We start from the raw sequence: 13,327 nt of genomic DNA, 5'->3' as shown, positions 1-13,327 counted from the left end.
ACATGGCATCTGAACGAATGGCCGACGGGCAGGACGCCGACCGCTCGGAGCCCCGGATCACCGAGTACCGGGCCGTCGAGCCCGGGCCGCCGGAGGCCCGGATCCCGGAGCCACGCCTTCCGGATCCGCGTCCCGCTGACCCCCGGCCCGCGGATCCACGGCCGCTGGACGCCATCGACCGCGACATCCTGCAGATCCTGCACACGGACGGCCGCGCGTCGATACGTTCCGTGGCCGAACGGGTGCATGTCTCGCGGGCCAACGCGTACGCGCGCATCAACCGCCTCATCGACGACGGCGTCATCCGGGGCTTCGGGGCGCGGATCAACCACGAGCGCGCCGGGCAGGGCGCATCCGCGTACATCACGCTCAAGATCGTCCAGAACACCTGGCGTACGGTGCGCGAGCATCTGCGCGCACTTCCGGGTGCGTCCCACATCGCATTGGTCAGCGGCGACTTCGACGTACTTCTCCTGGTGCACACGCCGGACAACCGCGCCCTGCGGGAGCTGGTGCTCACGCGGCTCCAGTCCATCCCCGAAGTGCTCAGCACACGGACGCTGCTGGTCTTCGAGGAGGACGACATGGAGCCCGAGAGCTGACCCCGGCCCCGGGCCCGGCTCTCAGCGGTCGGCGCGCAGGCCCGCGAAGGCCAGCTGCACGACGGCGTCGGCGATCTGCTCGCCGTTGGCCGCCCCCCGGCTCTCCGGCCGGTACCACTCCACGATGGAGTTGATCATCCCGAAGAGCAGCCGGGTGGCAAGCCGCAGCTCGACGTCGGAGCGCAGATCGCCGTCGGCGACGGCCTCCTTGAACAACTCGGCCACCTGCTGGTCGAACTCCCTGCGCCGCGCCATGGCCCAGCGCTCGGTGTCGGTGTTGCCGCGCACCCTCAGCAGCAGCGTCACATAGGGCAGTTCGGCGACGAGGACCTCCACCGTGCGCCGCGTGACGTACTCCAGGCGCCGCACCGCGCTGCCCACGCGCGCGTGCTCCTCGGCGAGGATCCCGAAGAGCCCGTCGAGCGCCCGGCTCACCGCGCGGCGCAGCAGCTCCTCCTTGCCCGTCACGTGGTGGTAGATCGAGGACTTGGAGATGCCGGCGGCCTTGGAGAGGTGCTCCATGGACGTGCCGTCGTACCCGCGCTCGTTGAAGACCCGGACGGCCACGTTCAGCAGCGTCTCGGGGGTGTACGTGTCCCGCCGGGCGGTGGTCATGAGTACTCCTCTCGCACGGCCTGGCGCCGCAGTGCCTGGGAGGGCGCGTAACGCCCGGTGGGGTACTCGCCGTGCAGGGCGTCGAGCGCCTCGGCCACGCGGTACGCGGTGAGGCGGCGGCCCCATTCGAGCGGGCCCAGCGGGTAGTTGACGCCCAGCCGCATGGCGGTGTCGACGTCCTCCGCGTCCGCCACCCCGCGGCCCACGGCGTCGAGGGCGAGGTCGACGAGCATCCACACCGTGCGGGCCACGATCATCCCCGGGGCGTGCCCGATGACGCTGACCTTCTTGCCGAGCGCCTGGAAGAGGCCGATCGCCTCCTTGAGGCCCTGTTCGTCCACCCTGCCCGAGGGGGCGAGCGCGATCCGGGTCGCGGCGCGGTAGTCCAGCGCCAGGTCGAAGTGGATCGCGGGCTCCGCCGCGGCGTCCGCGGCCGTGCCGTCGGCCGGGGCGAGCCGGGTCCCACCGGGAAGCTCCAGGAAGCCGGGGTGGCCCGGGGCGCCCTCGCCGCGGTCGACCCGGATGCCGGCGCCGTCGATCAGCTCGGTCAGCGCCTCCGCCGGGAAGAGGTCACCGTGGACGGTGACGGAGGCCGGGGCCTTCTCGGCCGGCGCGGTGTGCGGCTCCGCGCGCGGGGCGTCGTCCCCGTACGCGTACCAGCCCTGGCCGGACTTGCGCCCGAGGCGGCGTGATTCGACGAGGCGGCGCTGGGCGAGCGAGGGCGTGAACTTGGGGTCCTGGAAGAAGGACTCCCACACGGAGCGCGTGACGGCTTCGTTGACGTCCTGGCCGATGAGGTCCGTGAGCTCGAAGGGCCCCATCTTGAAGCCGCCGCACTCGCGCAGGACGGCGTCGATCGTCGCGGGGTCGGCGACGCGCTCCTCGTACAGGCGCAGCGCCTCGGCGTAGAAGGGCCGCGCGACGCGGTTGACGATGAAGCCGGGGGTGTCCGCGCAGCGCACCGGGGTCTTGCCCCAGGCCTTCGCGGTCTCGTACGCGCGCGTGGCCGCCGTCCCGTCGGTCGCGAAGCCGCTGACGACCTCGACGAGCGGGAGCAGGGGCGCGGGGTTGAAGAAGTGCAGGCCGACGAAGCGGCCGGGCCTGCGCAGCGGGCCCGCGACGGCGGTCACGGAGAGGGAGGAGGTGTTGGTGGCGAGCAGACAGTCCTCGGCGACGACCTCTTCGAGCTCCTGGAAGAGCCGCTGCTTGACGTCCAGTTGCTCCAGGACCGCCTCGACGACCAGACCGCAGTCGGCGAGCTCCGCGAGGCTCTCGGCCGGGGTGAGCCGGGCGCCTGCGGCGGCACGGTCGTCGGCCGTGATCCGGCCTTTTTCGACGAGCCGGTCCATGCGGGCCCCGATCGCCTCGGCCGCCGCTTTCGCGCGGTCCGGCACGGCGTCGTACAGCCGCACGGGGTGGCCCGCGACCAGGGCGACCTGGGCGATGCCCTGCCCCATGGTTCCGGTACCGACCACGGCAACGGCGCTGCTGAGCTCGAGTGCTGTCATGCTCGCGATCCTCCCGCACGGCTCACCGGCCACAGGGTTCGGGGGTGGCCGTGAAGAAGTTGTCCACAGGTTTCGCGGAGCCCCTTGTCCCGACCGATCGTTCGGTTACTCTAGCTCTGTCAGAGCGTTCCTGCCCACCGTCCCTGCCCAGCTCGCCAGCTCGACGCAGAGCTGCCCGAGGAGGAGTTGGTCCCGTCATGGCCGCCGAACTCACCGCGCACCAGCTGATCGCCAAGCACCGGCCCACGCTCGACCAGGCGCTGGAGACCATCCGCTCGCGCGCGTACTGGTCCCCCCACCCCGAGCACCCCAAGGCGTACGGGGAGGGCGGCAGTCTGAGCCTGCCCGAGGGCAAGGCCGCCTTCGACGCCCTCCAGGGCGCCCGCTTCGACCTCGACCAGCCCGGCACGGACGACTGGGTCGGCGGCGAAGTCTCTCCGTACGGCCCCGAATTGGGGATCACCTACCCCCACCCGGACATCGACACCCTGCTCCCCGCGATGCGCGCCGGAATGCGCGCCTGGCGCGAGGCGGGCGCGGAGACGCGTGCCGTGGTCTGTCTGGAGATCCTGGCGCGGATCAGCGCCCGTACGCACGAGTTCGCGCACGCGGTCATGCACACCAGCGGCCAGGCCTTCATGATGGCCTTCCAGGCCGGTGGCCCGCACGCCCAGGACCGCGGCCTGGAAGCGGTCGCGTATGCGTATGCCGAGCAGGCCCGCACCCCCGACGCCGCCGAGTGGACCAAGCCCCAGGGCAAGCGCGACCCGCTCGCACTGAACAAGCGCTTCACTCCCGTGGCACGCGGCATCTCGCTCCTGATCGGCTGCAACACCTTCCCGACGTGGAACGGCTACCCCGGCCTGTTCGCCTCGCTCGCCACCGGCAACCCCGTCCTGGTCAAGCCCCACCCACGCGCGGTGCTGCCGCTCGCCCTGACGGTGCGGATCGCCCGCGAGGTCCTCGCCGAGGCCGGCTTCGACCCGAACCTCGTCTGCCTGGCCGCCGAGCGCCCCGACGAGGGCATCGCCAAGACCCTCGCCGTCCGTTCCGAGATCAAGATCATCGACTACACGGGCTCGACGTCCTTCGGCGACTGGCTGGAGGCCAACGCCCGCCAGGCGCAGGTCTACACGGAAAAGGCCGGGGTCAACACCGTCGTCGTCGAGTCGACAGACAACTACAAGGGCATGCTGGCCAACCTCGCCTTCTCCCTGTCCCTCTACAGCGGCCAGATGTGCACCACCCCGCAGAACCTCCTCATCCCGCGCGACGGCATCCGTACGGACGCGGGCACGAAGTCGTACGACGACGTGGTGTCCGACCTCGCGGCCTCGGTGAGCGGCCTGCTCGGCGACGACGCCCGCGCCAACGGCATCCTCGGCGCCCTGGTCAACCCCGACGTGAAGGCCAGGCTCGAAGCCGCCGCCGGCCTCGGCGAGGTCGCCCTCCCCTCCCGGGAGGTCACCAACCCCGAGTTCCCGGACGCCGTGGTCCGCACCCCGGTGATCGTCAAGCTGGACGGCGCCAAGCCGGACGCCGAGGCGGCCTACCTCAGCGAGTGCTTCGGCCCGGTCTCCTTCGCGGTCGCGGTCGACTCGGCGACGGACGCCGTGGAGCTGCTGCGCCGTACGGTGCGCGACAAGGGAGCCATGACCGTCGGGGCGTACACCACCTCGGAGGAGATCTCCGCCGCCGTCGAGGAGACCTGCCTCGAAGAGTGCGCCCAGCTGTCCCTGAACCTCACGGGCGGCGTCTATGTGAACCAGACCGCGGCGTTCTCGGACTTCCACGGCTCGGGCGGCAACCCCTCGGCGAACGCCGCCCTGTGCGACGGTGCCTTCGTGGCCAACCGCTTCCGCGTGGTGGAGATCCGCAAGGACGCCTGACGGCGGCGGTCCCACCGACCGGCTCGGCGGCCCGCCGGGGATGTCAGTGCGGCATCTCCGGCGGCCGTCCCGACGACGCCGACCAGTGGAAGAGCGTCATGCCGACACTGGTCGCCAGGTTGTAGCTGGAGACCTGCGGCCGCATCGGCAGGGACACCAAATGGTCCGCCCGGCCGCGCAGTCCGGCGGAGAGACCACTGCGCTCGGAGCCGAACGCCAGCACGGCGTCGTCCGGGAGCTTCAGCCCCCTGATGTCCTCGCCCTCCGCGTCGAGCGCGAAGACCGGGCCCGGCGGCAGCTCCGCCACGTCCATGCGTTCCACGGCCGTCGCGAAGTGCAGCCCGGCACCCCCGCGCACGACGGTGGGATGCCAGGGGTCGAGCGTGCCGGTCGTGACGACCCCGGTCGCCCCGAACCCCGCGGCAAGCCGGATCACCGCCCCGGCGTTGCCCAGATTGCGGGGGTCGTCGAGCACGACCACAGGGGCCGACCTGGGCGTACGCCTCAGGGCGTCGAGGTTGGCCGCGCGGGAGGGACGTACGGCGAGCGCGGCCACCGCCGTGGGGTGCAGCCGCGGCACCAGCGCACGCAGCCGCTCGTCCGGAACCTCCACCAGCAGCCCGCCGAGGCGCTCCCGCACGTCCGGCGCGAGGTCGTCGGCGAGACCCAGGACGCCGGACCGGTCACTGGTCAGCGCGACCGGGACCCGCGCACCGAAGCGCAGCGCGTGCTTGATCGCGTGGAAACCGTCGAGCAGCACGGAGACATCGGCGAGGCCGCGCCAGACACGTACGGCCTCCTCGGGACCCGCCCCACCGGCGCCCCCGGCCCACTCGGGCTCCACGGCCCCGTCCGCGCTGTTCATGGGGTGAAGCCTACGGGCGCCGCCTCGCTGGGGTCCTCGCCCGGCTTCCCGTCCACGGCGCGCTGCTCCGGCACTCCGCCCTCATCTGCGCCGCGGCGCAGACGCGCGAGAGGAAGCCGGCCGAAGGGCGCCCCTGAGACGCGTAGCCGGGCCACCACGCCTGCACGCGCGCGTGTCACCCAGCCGCCCATGCGGCGCAGGAACGACGTCGGGAGGAACACCGCGTCGGCCGCGATCATCGCGAGCGAGAAGAACGGCAGCCCCAGGACGACCGCGATCACCGCGTGTTCGACGATCATGGCCGCGAGCAGCACGTTCTTGACCCGGCGGTTGAAGAGCGTGAAAGGGAAGGCCACCTGCACGACGACCGTCCCGTATGTCACAAGGAGCACCATGATGCCGTGGGACGAGAGCAGTTCGGAGAGGGCGGGCCACGGCGAGAAGTAGTCGAGGTTCAGCGGGTAGTAGACGGCCGTGCCGTCCTGCCAGCGACTTCCCTGGATCTTGTACCAGCCGGCCGTCGCATAGATCAGACAGGCCTCGACCATGATCACCAACAGGCCCGCGTTGTGGGCGAGGTTGGCCACCACGTCGAGCAGTTTGCGCAGCTCGCTCCCTGGCGCGCGCCGCCCCACCGCCCACCACAGACCGTGCGCCAGCAGCAGCCCCCAGAAGAACCACGGCCACCCGCCGCCGATCTCCCCCATGAACGTCACCACGGACAGCCCGAGCCCGCACACCCACCACAGCGCGGGCCCCGCCCCGTCGACGGGCTCCACACCCTCCACGCGCGCGCGTGCCGCTCGCCGGGCGTCCAGCGACCAGACCTGGCCGCACCGCGTGAAGACCAGATAGGTCGCCATCAAGTGGATGACGTTGTCGCCGCCGTCCCCCATGAAGATGCTGCGGTTCTGCAGCGACAACACGCCGACCATGAAGAGCACGGACATCGCGCGCGTGTGCCAGCCGAGCAGCAACAGGACACTGCTGAGCATGGCCAGCGCGTAGACGATCTCGAACCAGACCTGCCCGTCCGACCACATGAGCGCGGTGAAGGCGCCGTTGCTCGCGATGAGCTGCTGCGCCATGTCCCAGTTCCACGGCCCGTCGGGCCCGTACATCTCCAGACGGTGGGGGTATTCGCGGAGCAGGAAGAAGAGCCAGGTACCGGCGAACCCGATGCGGATCACGGCGCTCTGGTACGGGCCTAGGGCGTAGCCGGTGACCTTGTTGATGCCCTGCACGGGCGAGCGTTCGAGGCGATCGAGGCGCTTCACCGGACAGCCCCCTTCAGGTGCGCGACCGTCCCGGGGGCGGCGGCCCGGCCCCGGCCAGCCGGCTCACCACCGAGAGCCCGGTCGCGAAGCGACGAATCGTCGGAAGGCGGGTCGCTGAGCGGCAGGTCCTCCGGCTTCACCGGCCACCAGGGGAGCAGCCGGTACGTCGGCTTGGTGGCGACCTTCTCCTCGCTCCACTCCGGCGACCGCACGTTCGTGGTCTTCGAACGCAGCTGCACACTCGCGATCTCGTCGCCCTTGCCGCCCGGCGCCTCCCGGCCGAGCCGCATGTACGCGATGCGGCGGACGTAGCGCTCGGAGAGCTGGCCGCGCAGCCCGACGGGACGATTCTTCGCGTCGTGCGAGCCGACGTAGAAGTCCCAGGCCCTGCGCAGCTCGTTCTGCTGTGTGTGGCTGGGCAGCAGATTGCCGTCGATTCCGGCGCCGTCCTGCGCGGACAGGTCGTACCAGTCCGTGGTGCGCATCCGCCCGTCGGCCGTACGGAGCTCCGCCCTGGCCTGCACCGCGACGTTCTGCTGGAGCGGGTTGGGCGCGAAGAGCTTCCAGTTCTGCTCGAACTCGGGGTAGATCCAGTCGTCGACCACGTCACCGTGCTGCTTCGTCAGCGTGTTCGAGGGCGCGACATGGAGAAAGAGCATGCCTATGTGGACGCAGGCGGCCACGGCGACGATCACGAGGGCGCAGGCGGCGGCGATCTGGTAGCCGAGCCGGAGCCCGGCGATGCCCACGCGGGGCGGGGAGTCGGGGGGAGCGACTTCGGAGTCGGGGTGGGGGTGGGGTGCGGTTACAGGGTCGGGGGCGGCTTCAGGGCCGGATGTGGCTTCGGGATCGGGGCCGGATGTGGCTTCGGGATCGGGGGCCGCCTCGGAGCTGTCGGCCGACGTCACCCGTTCGGCCGAGGGGGTCCGCTCGGTCGCCGGTCTCTCCCCGGCCGCCGGCCCGGGCCCCTCAGGCGCGGCGGCCCCGCCGCCCGAGCCCGTGTCGTACCCGTCCATTCCGCCCCGTTCCCCGATCACACGCCGAACCCTGCCGCCGGAACGGTACTCAGACCTGCCCGTCACGCACAGCGTCCGTGAAGTTATCCACAGGGTTGACACCTTATGGCGGAGGACCGCACCATTGAATCCAACGAACCGAACGATCGGTCGGGCGGTTCGCATCAGGGTCTAGGGGGACCGAGATGGCGACAGCAGCCGCACACCAGGCGGCAGGGACGGAGACGGCGGAGGCCGCGGCCTCCGCCGCGCGCACGGCCGAGCACCAGGCCGCCTTCGACGCGGCGGTCGCCGCCGACGAGCGCATCGAGCCGCGCGACTGGATGCCGGACGCCTATCGCGCGTCCCTGGTCCGCCAGATCGCGCAGCACGCGCACAGCGAGATCATCGGCATGCAGCCCGAGGCAAACTGGATCACTCGCGCCCCTTCCCTGCGGCGCAAGGCGATCCTCATGGCCAAGGTGCAGGACGAGGCCGGCCACGGCCTGTATCTGTACAGCGCGGCCGAGACCCTCGGCACCAGCCGGGACGAGCTGCTCGACAAGCTGCACTCCGGCCGCCAGAAGTACTCATCGATCTTCAACTACCCCACGCTGACCTGGGCCGACGTCGGCGCGATCGGCTGGCTCGTGGACGGCGCGGCGATCACCAACCAGGTCCCCCTCTGCCGCTGTTCGTACGGCCCGTATGCCCGCGCGATGGTCCGCGTCTGCAAGGAGGAGTCCTTCCACCAGCGCCAGGGGTACGAGTCGCTGCTCGCCCTCAGCCGCGGCACCCAGGCCCAGCACGACATGGCGCAGGACGCGGTGAACCGCTGGTGGTGGCCGTCCCTGATGATGTTCGGCCCGCCGGACGACGAGTCCTCGCACTCCGAGCAGTCGATGACGTGGAAGATCAAGCGCCATTCGAACGACGAGCTGCGACAGCGCTTCGTGGACATCTGCGTCCCCCAGGCCGAGTCGCTCGGCCTGACACTCCCCGACCCGGACCTGGTGTGGAACGAGTCCCGTGGCCATTACGACTTCGGCGCGATCGACTGGACCGAGTTCTGGGACGTCCTCAAGGGCAACGGCCCCTGCAACGACCAGCGCATCACCCAGCGCCGCCGCGCCCATGAAGAGGGCGCCTGGGTCAGGGAGGCCGCGGCCGCCTATGCCGGGAAGCAGGCGGCAAGCAAGCACACGGCCGGCAGGCAGACGGATATGACCGGCACGCACAGCGGCGCCGCACAGCACGGAGAGGCGACAGCATGAGCAGCTCGACCGACTGGCCGCTGTGGGAGGTCTTCGTCCGCTCCCGCCGCGGGCTCTCCCACACCCACGCGGGCAGCCTGCACGCCCCGGACGCCGAGATGGCCCTGCGCAACGCCCGCGATCTGTACACGCGCAGGAGCGAAGGCGTCTCCATCTGGGTCGTCCCGTCCGCCGAGATCACCGCCTCCTCCCCGGACGAGAAGGACTCCTTCTTCGAGCCGGCCGGCGACAAGCCGTATCGCCACCCGACGTTCTACGAGATCCCGGAAGGGGTGAAGCACCTGTGACCACCGCGACCCCCGCCCCCGGCACACCCACCGCCGCGGCCCTCCCCGCCCTGGCGCTCGGCGACGACGCACTGGTGCTCTCCCACCGCCTGGGGGAGTGGGCCGGGCACGCCCCCGTCCTCGAAGAGGAGGTCGCGCTGGCGAACATCGCACTCGACCTGCTCGGCCAGGCCCGCATCCTGCTCTCCCTGGTCGGCGACGAGGACGAGCTGGCCTACCTCCGCGAGGAGCGCGCCTTCCGCAACCTCCAACTGGTCGAGCAGCCGAACGGCGACTTCGCGCACACCATCGCCCGCCAGCTCTATTTCTCCACCTACCAGACGTTGCTGTACGGCGAGTTGGCCGCCGGAGACGGCGAGTTCGCGCCCTTGGCGGCGAAGGCCGTCAAGGAGGTCGCCTACCACCAGGACCACGCCGAGCAGTGGACGCTGCGACTGGGTGACGGCACGGACGAGAGCCACCGCCGTATGCAGCGCGCCCTCGACGCCCTGTGGCGGTTCACCGGCGAGATGTTCCAGCCCGTGGCGGGCCTGGACGTCGACTGGCAGCGCCTGCGGGAGAGCTGGACGGCGGCGGTGACGGCGGTCGTCGAGCGGGCCACCCTGACCGTGCCCGAAGCCCCGCAGACCGGTGCGTGGACGGCCGGCGCCGGCCGTCAGGGCCTGCACACGGAACCGTTCGGACGCATGCTCGCCGAGATGCAGCACCTGCACCGCAGCCACCCGGGGGCGTCATGGTGACCACCGCGCCCACCGCGCTGGAGACGGAGCTCCTGGCCCTCGCAGGCTCGGTGCCCGACCCCGAGCTGCCCGTGCTCACCCTGGCCGAGCTGGGTGTGGTGCGCGGAGTGCGGGTCCTGGCCCCCGGCAAGGTCGACGTCGAGCTGACCCCCACGTACACCGGCTGCCCCGCGATAGAGGCCATGACCGCCGACATCGAGCAGGTGCTCCACGACCACGGCATGGCCGAGGTCTCGGTGCGCACCGTCCTCTCCCCCGCCTGGTCGACGGATGACATCAGCGCCGAAGGCCGCCGCAAGCTGGCCGAGTTCGGCATAGCGCCCCCGCGCTCCCACACGTCGGACGGCCCCGTGCCGCTCAGCCTGTCGATCCGCTGCCCGCACTGTGGCTCGACCGACACCGAGCTGCTCAGCCGTTTCTCCTCCACCGCCTGCAAGGCGTTGCGCCGCTGCGCCTCCTGCCGGGAGCCCTTCGACCACTTCAAGGAGTTGTGATGGCCCGCTTCCACCCGCTCCGGGTCGCGGCGGTCGACCGACTCACCGACGACTCCGTGACGCTGACGTTCGACGTGCCGCCCGCGCTGCGCGAGGAGTTCCGCTTCACACCCGGCCAGCACCTGGCCCTCCGCCGCTTCGCCGACGGCACCGAGATCCGGCGCACGTACTCGATCTGCGCCCCCGCCCCGCCCCTCGACGCCCCGGACGAGCCCCGTTCCCTGCGCGTCGGGGTGCGCCTCGTGGCGGACGGCGCCTTCTCCACGTACGCCTTCAAGGAAATCGCCGTCGGCGACGAGCTGGAAGTGATGACGCCGGCCGGGCGCTTCACGCTGGATCCGGCCCCCGGTCGTTACGCGGCGATCGTCGGCGGCAGCGGCATCACACCGGTGCTCTCCATCGTCACGACGCTCCTGGAGCGCGAGCCGAAAGCGGACTTCTGTCTGATACGCAGCGACCGCACCGCCGCCTCGACGATGTTCCTGGAGGAGGTCGCCGACCTGAAGGACCGCTGGCCCGACCGGTTCCAGCTGGTGACCGTGCTCTCCCGCGAAGAGCAGCAGTCCGGTCTCGACTCCGGTCGGCTCGACGAGGAGCGGCTCACCCGGCTGCTGCCCGCGCTGCTGCCCGTGGCGGACATCGAGGGCTGGTTCCTGTGCGGCCCGTTCGGTCTTGTGCAGGGGGCGGAGCGGACGTTGCGCGCCCTCGGCGTGCCCCGCCGCCGCATCCACGAGGAGATCTTCCACGTGGACGGCGGGGTCTCCGACGTCTCCCCGGCCGCGGCGACGGCCGCGACCACCGCGCCCGCACACAGCACGGTGACCGTGACCCTCGACGGCCGCTCCGGCACCTGGCCCGTCCAGGAGGGCGAGACGCTCCTGGAGACGGTCCTGCGCAACCGCGCCGACGCGCCGTACGCCTGCAAGGGCGGAGTGTGCGGCACCTGCCGTGCCTTCCGCGTCTCGGGCGAGGTGCGGATGGACCGCAACTTCGCGCTGGAACCGGAGGAGACCGAAGCCGGGTACGTGCTGGCGTGCCAGTCCCATCCGGCCACCGCCACAGTGGAGTTGGACTTCGACCGCTGACCCCTCTCTGTTCCCTTCGCATAGAACCTGTTCTATCTTGACGCCCCGTCAGCTGTGGTGGGACGGAACGGGACTGACGGAAGCGACGCCGACGGTTGCGTCGGTCGGCCGGTGCGCGGAAGGGACAGGCAGTGGACTTCACCTTCACCGAGGAACAGCAGGCCGTGGTCGAGGCGGCCAAGACACTCTTCGCCGACGTCACACCGGACGGAGTGCCGAGCCCCGCCCTCACGCCAGGTGCCGTCGCCGATGACTTCGACCGCGCCCTGTGGTCCCGGCTCGCCGACGCCGATCTGCTGGGCGTGCTCATCACCGCCGAACACGGCGGGGTGGGCCTGGACCCGGTCGCGCTCTGCCTGGTGCTGCGCGAATCCGCGAAGGTGCTGGCGCGGGTTCCGCTCCTGGAGAGCAGCGCGGCCGCCCACGCCGTGGAGGCGTACGGCGCGGACGAGTTGAAGCGGAGGGTGCTCCCCGCGGCCGCCCGGGGCGAGCTGGTCCTGACGGTCGCCTCCGCCGGTCGCACCGGTCACGACCCGGCCGAACTGGCCGTTACCGCACAGCTCGACGGCGACCACTGGACCCTGGACGGCCTACAGACGGCCGTGCCCTGGGCGCACAACACCGACCTGATCGTCGTGCCCGCCCACACCCCCGAGGGCCGCACCGTTCTCGCACTCGTCCCCCGCGACCACGAGGGCCTCACCCTCGCCGAGCAGTTCTCGACCAGTGGCGAGCGCCTGGGCGAACTCCGCCTGGACACCGTGCGCATCCCCGCCTCCGACGTCATCGAGGCCGACGGGGCCTGGGACCGGCTGCGCGACCTGCTCACCACCGGGACCTGCGCGTTCGCACTCGGTCTCGGCGAGGGCGTGTTGCGGATGACGAGCGAATACACCGGCAAACGCGAGCAGTTCGGCCACCCCATCGCCACGTTCCAGGCCGTGGCCGTGCAGGCCGCCGACCGCTACATCGACCTGCGCGCCATGGAGGTCACGCTCTGGCAGGCCGCATGGCGCATCAGCACGGGGGCGGACAGCGCCCTGCCCACGGCCGGGGACGTGGCCGTCGCGAAGATCTGGGCGTCGGACGGCGTACGCAGGGTCGTACAGACGGCCCAGCACCTGCACGGAGGCTTCGGCGCCGACACCGACTACCCCCTGCACCGCTACCACGCCCGGGCCAAGCAGCTGGAGCTCTCCCTCGGCCCCGCGGCGGCCCACGAGGAAGCACTCGGCGACCTCCTGGCCGCCCACGCACTCGGCTGACCGCTGACCCGCCGAGCCCAAGAGCCCGGCAGCGCCGAGCCGTGGCGTCGGCTAGACCACGGCGCCCGGGCGGCCGGCGCCGTCGACGACGGGGCGTCCGGCGGCCTCCCAGGCCTCCATGCCACCGGCGACGTTGACCGCGTCGATGCCCTGCTGCGTGAGGTACATGGTGACCTGCGCGGAGCGGCCGCCGGAACGGCAGATCACGTTGACCCTGCCGTCCTGCGGGGCGGCCTCGGTCAACTCGCCGTACCGGGACACGAACTCGCTCATCGGGATGTGCAGCGCGCCCGCGGCGTGCCCCGCCTGCCATTCGTCGTCCTCGCGGACGTCCAGCAGAAAGTCGCCGTCAGTGAGGTCGTCGATGCCGACCGTGGGCACCTGAGATCCGAAAGCCATGCCCCGACGCTACCCGACTACCCCGGACCACC

Annotated in this window: 14 protein-coding genes; 8 read left to right on the top strand and 6 right to left on the bottom strand. The window is 71.5% G+C overall.

Going from position 1 to position 13,327, the window contains the following annotated elements; translation table 11 throughout:
- Positions 1–2 precede the first annotated feature (2 nt).
- The gene (locus tag ACZ7DY_RS23620; RefSeq protein WP_471138131.1) at positions 3–602 is read left to right on the top strand and encodes an Lrp/AsnC family transcriptional regulator; all 600 of its coding nucleotides are present in this window, start codon (positions 3–5) and stop codon (positions 600–602) included.
- A 21-nt stretch (positions 603–623) separates the two neighbouring features.
- Here ACZ7DY_RS23620 and ACZ7DY_RS23615 read toward each other — a convergent pair whose 3' ends face one another.
- Together ACZ7DY_RS23615 and ACZ7DY_RS23610 are read right to left on the bottom strand one after the other, a co-directional pair.
- Positions 624–1,217, bottom strand: coding sequence for a TetR/AcrR family transcriptional regulator (locus ACZ7DY_RS23615; RefSeq protein WP_471138129.1), 594 nt, complete (start codon positions 1,215–1,217; stop codon positions 624–626).
- Positions 1,214–2,725 carry a 3-hydroxyacyl-CoA dehydrogenase gene (locus ACZ7DY_RS23610; protein WP_471138127.1) on the bottom strand — a complete coding sequence of 504 codons (1,512 nt, stop codon included), beginning with the start codon at positions 2,723–2,725 and terminating at the stop codon, positions 1,214–1,216. Before ACZ7DY_RS23610 ends, ACZ7DY_RS23615 begins: the two co-directional genes overlap by 4 nt.
- 197 nt (positions 2,726–2,922) lie before the next feature.
- On the opposite strand from ACZ7DY_RS23610, the gene paaN reads away from it, so the two are divergent.
- Positions 2,923–4,614 (top strand): phenylacetic acid degradation protein PaaN, encoded by a 1,692-nt coding sequence (gene paaN / locus ACZ7DY_RS23605; protein WP_471138125.1) that lies wholly within the window; start codon positions 2,923–2,925, stop codon positions 4,612–4,614.
- A gap of 43 nt (positions 4,615–4,657) precedes the next feature.
- Here paaN and ACZ7DY_RS23600 read toward each other — a convergent pair whose 3' ends face one another.
- Genes ACZ7DY_RS23600 through ACZ7DY_RS23590 form a run of 3 tightly spaced genes read right to left on the bottom strand, consistent with a single transcriptional unit; the run spans position 4,658 to position 7,772 of the window.
- Entirely contained in the window at positions 4,658–5,479 is an 822-nt protein-coding gene (locus ACZ7DY_RS23600) for a TrmH family RNA methyltransferase (RefSeq protein ID WP_471138122.1), read from the bottom strand.
- A complete protein-coding gene (locus ACZ7DY_RS23595; protein WP_471138120.1) occupies positions 5,476–6,756 on the bottom strand; it encodes an HTTM domain-containing protein in 1,281 nt (426 codons plus the stop codon). Before ACZ7DY_RS23595 ends, ACZ7DY_RS23600 begins: the two co-directional genes overlap by 4 nt.
- Positions 6,753–7,772 carry a DUF5819 family protein gene (locus ACZ7DY_RS23590; RefSeq protein WP_471138118.1) on the bottom strand — a complete coding sequence of 340 codons (1,020 nt, stop codon included), beginning with the start codon at positions 7,770–7,772 and terminating at the stop codon, positions 6,753–6,755. Before ACZ7DY_RS23590 ends, ACZ7DY_RS23595 begins: the two co-directional genes overlap by 4 nt.
- A gap of 185 nt (positions 7,773–7,957) precedes the next feature.
- On the opposite strand from ACZ7DY_RS23590, the gene paaA reads away from it, so the two are divergent.
- The 6 genes from paaA to ACZ7DY_RS23560 all read left to right on the top strand — a co-directional run bounded on the left by paaA (position 7,958) and on the right by ACZ7DY_RS23560 (position 12,896).
- Positions 7,958–9,025 carry a 1,2-phenylacetyl-CoA epoxidase subunit PaaA gene (paaA, locus tag ACZ7DY_RS23585; RefSeq protein WP_471138116.1) on the top strand — a complete coding sequence of 356 codons (1,068 nt, stop codon included), beginning with the start codon at positions 7,958–7,960 and terminating at the stop codon, positions 9,023–9,025.
- Positions 9,022–9,312 (top strand): 1,2-phenylacetyl-CoA epoxidase subunit PaaB, encoded by a 291-nt coding sequence (gene paaB / locus ACZ7DY_RS23580; protein WP_055569192.1) that lies wholly within the window; start codon positions 9,022–9,024, stop codon positions 9,310–9,312. Before paaA ends, paaB begins: the two co-directional genes overlap by 4 nt.
- Positions 9,309–10,052, top strand: coding sequence for a 1,2-phenylacetyl-CoA epoxidase subunit PaaC (gene paaC, locus ACZ7DY_RS23575; RefSeq protein ID WP_471138113.1), 744 nt, complete (start codon positions 9,309–9,311; stop codon positions 10,050–10,052). Before paaB ends, paaC begins: the two co-directional genes overlap by 4 nt.
- Positions 10,046–10,546, top strand: a complete 501-nt coding sequence (gene paaD / locus ACZ7DY_RS23570; RefSeq protein ID WP_471138111.1) for a 1,2-phenylacetyl-CoA epoxidase subunit PaaD — start codon at positions 10,046–10,048, stop codon at positions 10,544–10,546. The genes paaC and paaD overlap by 7 nt, the downstream gene beginning before the upstream one ends.
- Positions 10,546–11,631 (top strand): 2Fe-2S iron-sulfur cluster-binding protein, encoded by a 1,086-nt coding sequence (locus ACZ7DY_RS23565; protein ID WP_471138109.1) that lies wholly within the window; start codon positions 10,546–10,548, stop codon positions 11,629–11,631. Before paaD ends, ACZ7DY_RS23565 begins: the two co-directional genes overlap by 1 nt.
- 131 nt (positions 11,632–11,762) lie before the next feature.
- On the top strand, positions 11,763–12,896 hold the full coding sequence (locus tag ACZ7DY_RS23560) for an acyl-CoA dehydrogenase family protein (protein WP_471138108.1): 1,134 nt from the start codon (positions 11,763–11,765) through the stop codon (positions 12,894–12,896).
- A 51-nt stretch (positions 12,897–12,947) separates the two neighbouring features.
- Here the strand turns inward: ACZ7DY_RS23560 and ACZ7DY_RS23555 are convergent, their stop codons facing one another.
- Complete coding sequence (locus ACZ7DY_RS23555; protein WP_471138106.1) at positions 12,948–13,295, bottom strand: rhodanese-like domain-containing protein; 348 nt, start codon at positions 13,293–13,295, stop codon at positions 12,948–12,950.
- Between the last annotated feature and the right edge of the window lie 32 nt (positions 13,296–13,327).

The sequence above is a fragment of the Streptomyces sp. NPDC037013 genome, assembly GCF_055607265.1.
Note: the sequence above shows the minus strand (reverse complement) of the source record. Positions and strands in the feature narration are given on the sequence as shown.

Bases quoted from the DNA above. Each gene is read 5' to 3' on its own strand.
- ACZ7DY_RS23620 (WP_471138131.1), top strand. From the start codon at position 3: ATGGCATCTGAACGAATGGCCGACGGGCAGGACGCCGACCGCTCGGAG.
- ACZ7DY_RS23615 (WP_471138129.1), bottom strand. From the start codon at position 1,217: ATGACCACCGCCCGGCGGGACACGTACACCCCCGAGACGCTGCTGAAC.
- ACZ7DY_RS23610 (WP_471138127.1), bottom strand. From the start codon at position 2,725: ATGACAGCACTCGAGCTCAGCAGCGCCGTTGCCGTGGTCGGTACCGGA.
- paaN (WP_471138125.1), top strand. From the start codon at position 2,923: ATGGCCGCCGAACTCACCGCGCACCAGCTGATCGCCAAGCACCGGCCC.
- ACZ7DY_RS23600 (WP_471138122.1), bottom strand. From the start codon at position 5,479: ATGAACAGCGCGGACGGGGCCGTGGAGCCCGAGTGGGCCGGGGGCGCC.
- ACZ7DY_RS23590 (WP_471138118.1), bottom strand. From the start codon at position 7,772: ATGGACGGGTACGACACGGGCTCGGGCGGCGGGGCCGCCGCGCCTGAG.
- paaA (WP_471138116.1), top strand. From the start codon at position 7,958: ATGGCGACAGCAGCCGCACACCAGGCGGCAGGGACGGAGACGGCGGAG.
- paaB (WP_055569192.1), top strand. From the start codon at position 9,022: ATGAGCAGCTCGACCGACTGGCCGCTGTGGGAGGTCTTCGTCCGCTCC.
- paaD (WP_471138111.1), top strand. From the start codon at position 10,046: ATGGTGACCACCGCGCCCACCGCGCTGGAGACGGAGCTCCTGGCCCTC.
- ACZ7DY_RS23565 (WP_471138109.1), top strand. From the start codon at position 10,546: ATGGCCCGCTTCCACCCGCTCCGGGTCGCGGCGGTCGACCGACTCACC.
- ACZ7DY_RS23555 (WP_471138106.1), bottom strand. From the start codon at position 13,295: ATGGCTTTCGGATCTCAGGTGCCCACGGTCGGCATCGACGACCTCACT.